The organism is Photobacterium sp. MCCC 1A19761, assembly GCF_037389125.1.
In the GTDB taxonomy this organism is placed as follows: Bacteria; Pseudomonadota; Gammaproteobacteria; order Enterobacterales; family Vibrionaceae; genus Photobacterium.
This window is the reverse complement of record NZ_JAZGTF010000041.1, coordinates 23355-33742: the sequence shown is the minus strand read 5'-3', so window position 1 is coordinate 33742 and position 10388 is coordinate 23355. Positions and strand designations below refer to the sequence as shown.

The 10388-nt window shown below is 58.0% G+C and carries 8 protein-coding genes and 1 pseudogene; 4 read left to right on the top strand and 5 right to left on the bottom strand.

Annotation, left to right across the window (positions count from 1 at the left end):
• The 4 genes and pseudogenes from glmU to VV869_RS22775 form a co-directional block, all read left to right on the top strand.
• Positions 1 to 192 (top strand): annotated as a pseudogene (glmU, locus tag VV869_RS22790) (bifunctional UDP-N-acetylglucosamine diphosphorylase/glucosamine-1-phosphate N-acetyltransferase GlmU); the annotation flags it as partial.
• A gap of 181 nt (positions 193 to 373) precedes the next feature.
• Positions 374 to 1147, top strand: a complete 774-nt coding sequence (locus tag VV869_RS22785; protein WP_337737235.1) for a DeoR/GlpR family DNA-binding transcription regulator — start codon at positions 374 to 376, stop codon at positions 1145 to 1147.
• Positions 1148 to 1175: 28 nt separating this feature from the next.
• A complete protein-coding gene (glmS, locus tag VV869_RS22780) occupies positions 1176 to 3011 on the top strand; it encodes a glutamine--fructose-6-phosphate transaminase (isomerizing) (RefSeq protein ID WP_337737234.1) in 1836 nt (611 codons plus the stop codon).
• A 290-nt stretch (positions 3012 to 3301) separates the two neighbouring features.
• The gene (locus VV869_RS22775) at positions 3302 to 3679 is read left to right on the top strand and encodes a helix-turn-helix transcriptional regulator (RefSeq protein ID WP_255388978.1); all 378 of its coding nucleotides are present in this window, start codon (positions 3302 to 3304) and stop codon (positions 3677 to 3679) included.
• A 63-nt stretch (positions 3680 to 3742) separates the two neighbouring features.
• Here the strand turns inward: VV869_RS22775 and ilvA are convergent, their stop codons facing one another.
• From ilvA to ilvG, 5 genes are read right to left on the bottom strand one after another with little or no spacing between them, the layout of a single operon-like run.
• Positions 3743 to 5296 carry a threonine ammonia-lyase, biosynthetic gene (gene ilvA / locus VV869_RS22770; protein ID WP_337737233.1) on the bottom strand — a complete coding sequence of 518 codons (1554 nt, stop codon included), beginning with the start codon at positions 5294 to 5296 and terminating at the stop codon, positions 3743 to 3745.
• A 5-nt stretch (positions 5297 to 5301) separates the two neighbouring features.
• Positions 5302 to 7143, bottom strand: coding sequence for a dihydroxy-acid dehydratase (gene ilvD / locus VV869_RS22765; RefSeq protein ID WP_337737232.1), 1842 nt, complete (start codon positions 7141 to 7143; stop codon positions 5302 to 5304).
• 60 nt (positions 7144 to 7203) lie between these two features.
• Positions 7204 to 8148, bottom strand: coding sequence for a branched-chain amino acid transaminase (locus VV869_RS22760; RefSeq protein WP_337737231.1), 945 nt, complete (start codon positions 8146 to 8148; stop codon positions 7204 to 7206).
• 21 nt (positions 8149 to 8169) lie between these two features.
• Complete coding sequence (ilvM, locus tag VV869_RS22755; RefSeq protein ID WP_261601325.1) at positions 8170 to 8418, bottom strand: acetolactate synthase 2 small subunit; 249 nt, start codon at positions 8416 to 8418, stop codon at positions 8170 to 8172.
• The gene (gene ilvG / locus VV869_RS22750) at positions 8418 to 10064 is read right to left on the bottom strand and encodes an acetolactate synthase 2 catalytic subunit (RefSeq protein ID WP_337737230.1); all 1647 of its coding nucleotides are present in this window, start codon (positions 10062 to 10064) and stop codon (positions 8418 to 8420) included. Before ilvG ends, ilvM begins: the two co-directional genes overlap by 1 nt.
• Positions 10065 to 10388 lie beyond the last annotated feature (324 nt).

Here is a 10388-nt window from a genome sequence, read left to right as displayed (position 1 = left end):
AAAACTGAAATTGCCGATGATGTGTTTATCGGCTCCGATACGCAGCTGATTGCGCCGGTTAAGATTGCCAAAGGGGCAACTGTGGGCGCCGGTGCGACCATCAACCGAGATATCGGTGAGGGTGAGTTAGTCATTACTCGCGCGCCAGCCCGGACCATTAAAGGCTGGAAACGTCCGGTGAAACAGAAATAACCTCATGGGTCATACGAAGAAGGCAAGGGCGCTCCCCTTGCCTTTTTTATTGCCTGCACGGAACCACGCTCCCACCCTGCTTCTTTTTAATAAAAAATTAATTGCACAATCTTGATCACAAAAGTTTTGTTCTGCTACCATTTCTTTCAAATCGAAACTTATAACTATCACTTCGTAATTTATGTCGAAACGAAACACACAGCAACGTCGCCACGCGATTGTCACCATGGTGAATGAGAAGAGCGAGGTCAGCGTTGATGAGCTCGCCAAATTTTTTACCACCTCCGAAGTGACCATTCGCAAGGATTTGGCCGCCCTGGAAAAAAACGGGCTGCTGCTGCGCCGCTATGGGGGCGCGATTGCCATGCCGTCCGAAATGGTGACCGAGGTTGAAGAGTTTGTTTCGGTTCGAAAGTTAGCGATTGCCAAAGCAGCCGCCGCGCGGATCCGGGACCATAACCGGATTATCATCGACAGCGGCAGCACCACCGCCGGGCTGATCAGCCTGCTGGGTGACAAGCAGGGACTGATCGTGATGACCAACTCGCTCAATGTCGCCAATGCGCTCAATGAACTGGAAAACGAGCCGACCCTGTTGATGACCGGCGGCACCTGGGATCCCCATTCAGAAGCCTTTCAGGGCCAGGTGGCCGAGACCGTGTTGCGCTCTTATGACTTCGATCAGCTGTTTATCGGCGCGGACGGTATTGATACCGCACGGGGCACCACCACGTTTAATGAACTGATTGGCCTGAGCCGGGTGATGGCGGAAGTGTCGCGTGAAGTGGTGGTGATGGTGGAGTCCAGCAAGGTCGGGCGAAAAATACCGAACCTGGAACTGCCCTGGGACAGCATCAGTACGCTGATCACCGACCGTGGCCTGAGTGAGCAGGCCCGGCAAGAGATAGAACATCATGGCGTGCAGGTGATCTGCGCGTCGGAAGACCAAGTTTAAAACGAATTCAGATCTGAGGAGAGAAAGCATGTGTGGGATTGTTGGCGCGGTCGCGCAACGCGATGTGGCTGAAATTCTGGTAGAAGGCCTGCGTCGCCTGGAATACCGCGGGTATGACTCTGCCGGGGTGGCGGTCGTTGATCGCGAGGGGAACCTGGCGCGCATCCGTCGTCTGGGCAAGGTTCAGGAACTGGCGGATGCCGTTGACCGTGCAGCGCCGGTTGGCGGCACCGGGATTGCCCACACTCGCTGGGCGACGCACGGCGAGCCGTCTGAAATCAACGCCCACCCGCACATGTCCGGTGAGCACATTGCTTTGGTTCACAACGGGATCATCGAAAACCATGAAGCGTTGCGTGACATGCTGGTGGCCCGGGGCTATGAGTTCCTGTCGCAGACCGATACCGAAGTGATTGCTCACCTGGTAGAGTGGGAGCTGCGCTCTGCCGATACGCTTCTGGAAGCGGTCCAGAAAACGGTGGCCCAGCTGGAAGGAGCGTACGGCACGGTGGTGATGGACCGTCGTGATCCGGAGCGTGTGGTTGTTGCGCGTTCCGGCAGCCCGCTGGTGATTGGTCTGGGCGTCGGGGAAAACTTCCTGGCTTCGGATCAGCTGGCCCTGCTCAATGTCACTCGCCGCTTCATCTTCCTGGAAGAAGGCGACGTGGCGGAGATCACCCGCCGTGAAGTGAACATCTTTGATACCCAAGGTCAGCCGGTGACCCGTGAAGTGCACGAGTCGAACTTGCAGCATGATGCAGCAGACAAAGGCCAGTACCGTCACTACATGCAAAAAGAGATCTACGAGCAGCCAAGCGCGTTGATCAATACCATGGAAGGCCGTATCAGCAGCGACTCGGTGATCGTCGAGAGTATCGGCAACGGTGCAAAAGCCATCCTGGAAAAAGTTGAGCACATCCAGATTGTGGCCTGCGGAACTTCCTACAACGCCGGCATGGTTGCCCGGTACTGGTTTGAAGCGCTGACTGGGGTGAGCTGTGATGTCGAAATTGCCTCTGAGTTCCGCTATCGTAAGTTCGTGACCCGTCCGAACAGCCTGCTGATCACCCTGTCGCAGTCGGGTGAAACCGCCGATACCCTCGCCGCTCTGCGCCTGGCAAAAGAGAAAGGCTACATGTCAGCGATGACGATCTGTAACGTGGCCGGCTCCTCCCTGGTGCGCGAATCCGATCTAGCATTCATGACGCGTGCGGGCACCGAAATTGGCGTGGCATCAACCAAAGCGTTTACTACCCAGTTGGTGACTCTGCTGATGTTTGTGACCGCGCTGGGGAAAGAGAAAGGCCTGATTGATGCGGCCAAAGAGAAGCAGATCGTAGATTCGCTGCATGCCCTGCCGACGCAAATTGAGAAAGCCCTGGCGTTCGACAAGCCGATTGAGCAACTGGCCGAAGATTTTGCCGACAAGCACCATGCGCTTTTCCTGGGACGCGGTGAGTTCTACCCGATTGCTATGGAAGCCTCGCTGAAGCTGAAAGAGATCTCGTACATCCACGCCGAAGCCTATGCTGCTGGCGAGCTGAAACATGGCCCACTGGCGCTGATCGATGCCGATATGCCGGTGATTGTTGTTGCGCCGACCAATGACCTGCTGGAGAAGCTGAAGTCGAATATTGAAGAAGTGCGTGCCCGGGGTGGCCTGCTGTATGTCTTCGCCGATAGCGACGCGGGCTTTGAAGCCAGTGAAGGGATGCAGATCATCACCATGCCGTGTGTCGATGACATTATTGCACCGATCTTCTATACCATTCCGATGCAGCTGTTGTCGTACCATGTGGCCCTGATCAAAGGGACGGATGTGGATCAGCCGCGTAACCTGGCAAAAGCGGTCACCGTTGAATAACTGTTCCTGAGATTCTCAAAAATGAGAAAAGGCGCCGACTCCGGCGCCTTTTGTCGTTGTGGCAGTCAGAAAAAGCTACGCTAGACATGAATGACGCATTTATTGCGAAATGAAAAAAACCGACGTTGCAGTAAACGAACTGCGACTCAAAATAAGAACTCTCTCGGCGATACCATTTTAACCTTTTGATTTTTCTGGCCGAATTTCATGTGCACAAAGTTGGCGTGTGTTGTGCAACTAAAGGGTTAGCACCAAGCAGTCTTCAATTCAATCTGTGCAGGAGGTTAGAGATGACAGATCCCAAAGCGAAAATTGCAGCACGTATTAAGGAAGCGCGGGAATGGAAAGGGTTAACTCAGGTTCACATGGCGCAGCAACTACGTGTGGCCCGCCAGACCTACCTGGATCTGGAAACCGGCAAAACCGAGCCGAAAGTTCGGTTGTTGTCGGAAATCGCCGCGATCACCGAGCGTCCGCTGACCTGGTTTGTCTATGGTGACGAGGGGATCGAGATCCTGGAAAGCGAATATAAGGAAGAGATTGATCGCTTATTGCAATACTTCAGTCGCCTGCCCCACTCGGCCCGCAACGTGATTTTGCAACAGAGCATTAATCTGGCTGGTTTCATGGCGGAGTATACCCGCGCCCTGACCCAAAAAGATCGCTAGTCCGAACAAAGCGCAGCCCGAAGGCTGCGGCTTGTTCGTATGCAAAGGCGATCCCGGCAGGCGTTACTGTGCCAGGAAGAACCTGTAGGCCGGGTTGTCGGTTTCATCTTTCCAGTGGTAGCCCAGTTCACGCAAGTGGCTGGTAAATGACAGCAGGTCATGCTCGGCCAGTTCAAAGCCACAGAGTACCCGTCCGTAATCGGCACCATGGTTGCGGTAGTTGAACAGGCTGATATTCCACTGAGTGCCTAGGGTGGTGAGGAACTTGAGCAACGCCCCCGGGTATTCCGGAAACTCAAAGCTGTAGAGCCGCTCCTGAAGTGGCTTGGATGGCCGCCCGCCGATCATATAGCGCACATGCACTTTGGCCATTTCATCGTCGGAGAGATCGACCACCGGGTATCCCCCCTTGCGCAAGTCGGCAATGATGCTGTCCAGCTCTTCCTGCCCTTGCATCAACCGCACGCCGACAAATACATTGGCCAGGGTGTCGTCATTGTAGCGGTAGTTAAACTCGGTTACGGCCCGTCCGCCCAGGAGATGGCAGAAATCCAGGAAGGCGCCGGGGCGCTCCGGGACCGTGACGGCCAGTAGGCCTTCCCGTTTTTCCCCCAGCTCACACCGCTCGGAGACATAACGCAGGCCGTGAAAGTTGAGGTTGGCGCCGGAGAGGATCGCTGCCAGTTGCTGATCGTGCAGCTGGTGCTCGTCGGCATATTTTTTCAGGCCGGCCAGGGACAGCGCCCCGGAAGGCTCGGCAATCGCCCGGGTATCTTCAAAGATATCTTTCACCGCGGCGCAGATGGCATCGCTGGAGACGGTGATCACGTCATCCAGGTATTGCTGGCACAGACGAAAGGTTTCGGTACCGATCCGCTTCACCGCGACCCCGTCAGCGAACATCCCGACCTGATCCAGGGTCACCGGCTCGCCGGCATCCAGTGCGGCGCGTAGGCAGGCCGAATCCTCGGCCTCGACCCCGATCACCTTGATCTCCGGCAACAGCTGTTTGAGCAGTACTGAGATACCGGCGGCCAGGCCGCCGCCGCCGACCGGGACGAAGACATAATCGAGATGACCGTTTTGCTGCAGCAGCTCGATCCCGATGGTACCCTGCCCGGCAATCACGGCCGGATGGTCAAACGGCGGGATAAAGGTATAGCCGTGCTTGGCGGCCAGTGCTTCGGCATGGGCTTTGGCTTCATCGAAGTTGCTGCCGTGCAGCACGACGTTACCTCCGAAACTGCGGACAGCATCGACTTTGATATCCGGCGTGGTTCGCGGCATCACAATCACGGTGCTGACGTCCAGCTGGCGGCCGGACAAAGCCAGTCCCTGGGCATGGTTCCCGGCCGAGGCGGCAATCACCCCGGCCTGGCGCTGGGCTTCGGTCAGCTGGGCCATCATGGTATAGGCGCCGCGTAGCTTGAACGAGTGGACCGGCTGGCGATCTTCCCGTTTGAGCTGCACCTGGTTGCCAATGCGCGCGCCCAGGCGTTGCATAGTCTGGAGCGGCGTCACTTGGGCGACTTCATAAACCGGGGCGCGCAGGATATCGCGCAGATAGTCCGCCCCGCTCAACAGGGGGGCGTCTGCGGTTTGTTTGGCTTCGTTCATCGGCCTTATTCCTCGAGTTTGGACTTGTCGCGAACGGCCCCTTTATCGGCGCTGGTGGCCAGGTTGGCGTAGGCGCGTAGGGCAAAGGAGACGTCGCGCTGGCGATCCAAAGGTTTCCAGCCCCGGCGATCAGCCTCGGCACGACGAGCGGCCAGCGTGGCGTCGTCAACCTGGAGTTCGATGGTCCGACTCGGGATATTAATGGCGATGGTGTCGCCGTTTTCAATCAGGCCGATGGTGCCGCCGTTGGCTGCTTCCGGAGAGACGTGGCCGATTGACAGCCCGCTGGTGCCGCCGGAGAAACGGCCGTCGGTGATCAGGGCGCATGCTTTGCCCAGACCCATCGACTTGAGGTAGGTGGTCGGGTACAGCATTTCCTGCATGCCCGGCCCGCCCTTCGGCCCTTCGTAGCGGATCACGACAACATCCCCGGCTTTGACTTTGCCGCCCAGGATCCCTTCGACCGCGGTTTCCTGGCTCTCGAACACAATGGCCGGGCCGGTAAACTTGAGGCAGCTCTCGTCCACCCCGGCGGTTTTGACGATGCAGCCATCGAGGGCCATGTTGCCGGACAGGACGGCTAGTCCGCCATCCTGGCTGAAGGCGTGCTCTTTGCGGCGGATACAGCCGTTTTCCCGATCGTCATCAAGGGTATCCCAGCGGCAATCCTGGGAGAAAGCCTGGGTGGTGCGGATCCCGGCCGGGCCGGCACGAAAGAAGCTTTTGACCGCTTCCGAGTCGGTCTGCACGATGTCGAATTGCTTGAGGGTCTCGGCAAACGTCTGGCCCAGCACATTGTGGCAGTCGCTGTGCAGCAGCCCGGCGCGATCCAGCTCGGCCAGAATGCCGTAGACGCCCCCGGCGCGGTGGACATCTTCCATATGGTATTGCTGGGTCGACGGCGCGACTTTACACAGGTGCGGCACCTGGCGGGACATCCGGTCGATGTCCGTCATGGTGAAGTCGACCTCGCCTTCCTGAGCGGCGGCCAGCAGGTGGAGCACGGTATTGGTCGAACCGCCCATGGCGATATCCAGCGCCATGGCATTTTCAAACGCCTGCTTGGTGGCGATGTTGCGTGGCAGGGCCGTGGCATCGTCCTGCTCGTAGTAGCGTTTGGTCAGCTCGACAATGCGCTTGCCGGCATTGAGGAACAGTTGTTTGCGGTCGGCATGGGTGGCCAGCAGTGAGCCGTTGCCCGGCTGGCTCAGGCCCAGGGCTTCGGTCAGGCAGTTCATTGAGTTGGCGGTGAACATGCCGGAGCAGGAGCCGCAGGTCGGACAGGCGGATCGTTCGATCTGCTCGCTTTGTTCGTCCGAGACCGTCGGATCCGCGCCCTGGATCATGGCATCGACCAGATCCAGCTTGAGGATCTGATCGGAGAGTTTGGTTTTCCCGGCTTCCATCGGGCCGCCGGAGACGAAGATCACCGGGATGTTCAACCGCATGGAGGCCATCAGCATCCCCGGGGTGATCTTGTCGCAGTTGGAGATACACACCATGGCATCGGCACAGTGGGCATTGACCATGTACTCGACCGAATCAGCAATCAGCTCACGGGACGGCAGGGAATACAGCATACCGCCATGGCCCATCGCAATCCCATCATCAACCGCAATGGTATTGAATTCTTTGGCGATGCCACCCGCCTGCTCAATCTCTCGGGCAACCAGCTGGCCTAAGTCTTTCAGGTGCACGTGGCCCGGGACGAACTGGGTAAATGAGTTGACGACGGCGATGATGGGTTTGCCGAAATCTTCATCTTTCACACCGGTGGCACGCCACAGGGCGCGGGCACCGGCCATATTTCGGCCGTGGGTGGTGGTGGCTGAGCGGTACTTTGGCATAACTTCAAATTCCTTTTGGGCGGCTGCCCGGGTATTTCCGGGCAGCGACAGGTGATTCTATTACTGATGGTTCGATTCCGACGGATAGACCGGATCCAGCCAGCCCCATTTGTCTTCAGTCTGGCCGTTGAACAGGCCGAAGAAGGCCGCCTGGATTTGCTCGGTGATCGGGCCGCGGGCACCGCTGCCGACGGTGATTTGATCGACGCTGCGCACCGGCACAATTTCCGCCGCGGTCCCGGTCATGAAGATTTCATCGGCCAGGTACAGGGCTTCGCGGGCAATGTTCTCTTCCCGGATCTCATAGCCCATCTCGGTGGCCAGGGTCATGATGGCATCACGAGTGATCCCCGGCAGAATCGCGCTGGTGGCCGGCGGGGTCGAGAGGACGCCGTTGCGGATCACAAAGATATTCTCCCCGGCCCCTTCGGACAGGTAGCCGTCGACACTGAGGGCGATCCCTTCGGCATAACCGTGGCGACGGGCTTCACCACCCACCAGCAGGGAGGAGAGATAGTTGCCGCCTGCTTTGGCGGCAGTCGGAATGGTATTCGGTGCGGCGCGGTGCCAGCTGGAGATCATCGCATCCACACCGCTGGCCAGGGCTTCCTCGCCCAGGTAGGCGCCCCAGGAGAAGGCGGCGATGATGAGATCCATTTGGGTATCGGCCGGCGGACAAACGCCCAGGCCGACATTCGGCACATAGCCCAGCGGACGGATGTAGGCGGAAGACAGCTTGTTCTCGCGCAGGGTTTCCCGGCAGGCTTCCATTAGTTCATCGACGGTATACGGGATCGGGAAACGGTAAATCTTGGCGGAGTCTTTCAGGCGCTGCATGTGCTCCCGGTGACGGAAAACCACCGGCCCCTGCGGGGTATCGTAACAACGGATCCCTTCAAAGACGGAGGTGCCGTAGTGCATCGCGTGGGTCAGGACATGGACTTTGGCATCCTGCCAGGGAACGAGCTCACCATTGAACCAAATGTAATCTGCTGTGTTTGCCATTCTGGGTACCTTCCTTATGTTTTAATTTTGTAATCCAATGTTTGTGGTCTCGACCGTCCGAATATCCCATAACTTCTCAATTTGGTTAATCAGGGTGCTGATCGGGCGATCGCTGTCGACGATGATTTCAATACTGGCAATTTTACTTTCTTGATTTTGCGTCGCCGTCACCTGCTTGATGATAAAACCGCGGTGACGGATCACGCGTAAGACGCGCTCTAGTAATACTGGCTTATCATCGGCTTTGATGTCGAGTAAATATCTGTCCATTATGTGTTCTCCAGCATATCTTGGTTGGCAGCGCCGGGCGGAACTAAGGGCCAGACGTTCTCTTCTTCACTGATCAGCACATGCAGCAGGTACGGGGTGTCGCTGGCCAGCATTTCCCGCAGGGCCGGCTCGACCTCTGCTTTGCGGGTGATGGTTTTGCCGGGGATCCCGAATGCGTTGGCAAGCATGACAAAGTCCGGGTTGTCATCGAGGATGGTTTCGCTGTGGCGGCCGTCGAAGAACAGCGATTGCCATTGGCGGACCATGCCCAGGCGCTGGTTGTTGATCAGCACCATCTTGACCGGGATTTGCTTGCGCTTCAGGGTTCCCAGCTCCTGGACGTTCATCATGAACGAGCCGTCGCCCGAGATCAGCACCGATTCATCCGCCGGGCGGGCCAGCTTGGCGCCCATCGCCGCCGGCAGGCCGAAGCCCATGGTACCGAGACCGGCTGAAGTGATGTAGTTCTGCGGCTCCCGCGGTTGGATGTGCTGGGCGGCCCACATCTGGTGCTGGCCGACATCGGTCGACACCATGGTGCTGTCCGGCATCATGTCCGATAGTTGCTTGAGCAGTAGCGGCGCGTAGATCAGCTCGCCCGGATGGTCGTAGCACCATTTGAACTCCGTACGCAGTTGCTGGCAGTGGGTCAGCCAGGGAGCGATATCACCAGCCAGTTCCAGTTGCGGCAGGATGGTGTTGATATCGCCGCGCAACGCCGCATGGGCATGGCGCAGTTTGTTGAACTCGGCAGCATCGATATCCAGGTGGATCACCTTGGCATGGGGCGCGAAGGTTTCCAGCTTGCCGGTGACCCGATCATCAAACCGGGCGCCGACGACGATCAGCAGGTCGGCTTCTTGCACCACCAGGTTGGCTGCTTTGGTGCCGTGCATCCCCAGCATCCCCAGATAATGCGGGTGATGGCGATCGATGGTGCCCAGTCCTTTGAGGGTACTGACGGCCGGCATCGGGTTCATGGTCAGAAAGGTGCGTACCGTATGGGTCGCGTGGGCCAGCTGAACGCCGCCACCAACATACAGCACCGGGCGCTGGCTCTCGGCCAGCAGTGCCTGGGCCTGTTGCAGGGCCAGCGGGTCGGCCACCGGCATGGCGGGCGGCGTAAACGCGGGCAGGTCGGTGACCGGCGCCTGGGCCAGCTGAACATCTTTGGCGATATCGACGATGACCGGGCCGGGACGACCGGTTTTGGCAACTTCAAACGCTTCGGCAAGGGTGGGAGCCAGTTCGTTGATATCGGTGACTAAATAACTGTGCTTGGTACAGGCCAGTGACATCCCGATCACGTCCATTTCCTGGAAGGCATCGGTGCCGATATGGCTGCTGGCAACCTGTCCGGTGATGGCCACCAGCGGGACAGAATCGAGAAAGGCATCGGCCAGGCCGGTCACTAAGTTGGTGGCGCCGGGACCGGAGGTCGCCATGCACACGGCGACGTCCTGGGTCGCCCGGGCCATCCCGATGGCGGCCATCGCGGCGCCTTGCTCGTGGCGGCAAAGGACATGTTCGATCGCACTGCCGTACAGCGCGTCATAGATCGGCATAATCGCCCCGCCCGGATATCCGAAGACGGTCGATATCCCCTGTTGCTGTAGCGCGCTGACTACTAATTCTGCTCCTGTCATTTCAGCTCCTCATCTGTCCTGCGAGTTGCTGAAACGGGTCCCGATGGCCTGTTCAGCATGATTTGACTTCCAAGTGTTAAAAAAAAGCCCCCGGACCGGTTGGTGCGGGGGCTTCTTGCGTGTGTTGTGTTTGTCGCTATTTTACGCCTGCCAGCCCCTCTCGCGGTGTAATAATCACCACGATAATGTTGAGAATGAGTACGAGGATGTTGGCGTTCAATGGCATTGACTGTCTGTCCAGTTTTGTTGTTCATTTGTTGTGCGTCTGTAGTGGTAACACAGACATGACTCGCATGACAAGCAAAAACTTCAGATTGTTTTTCA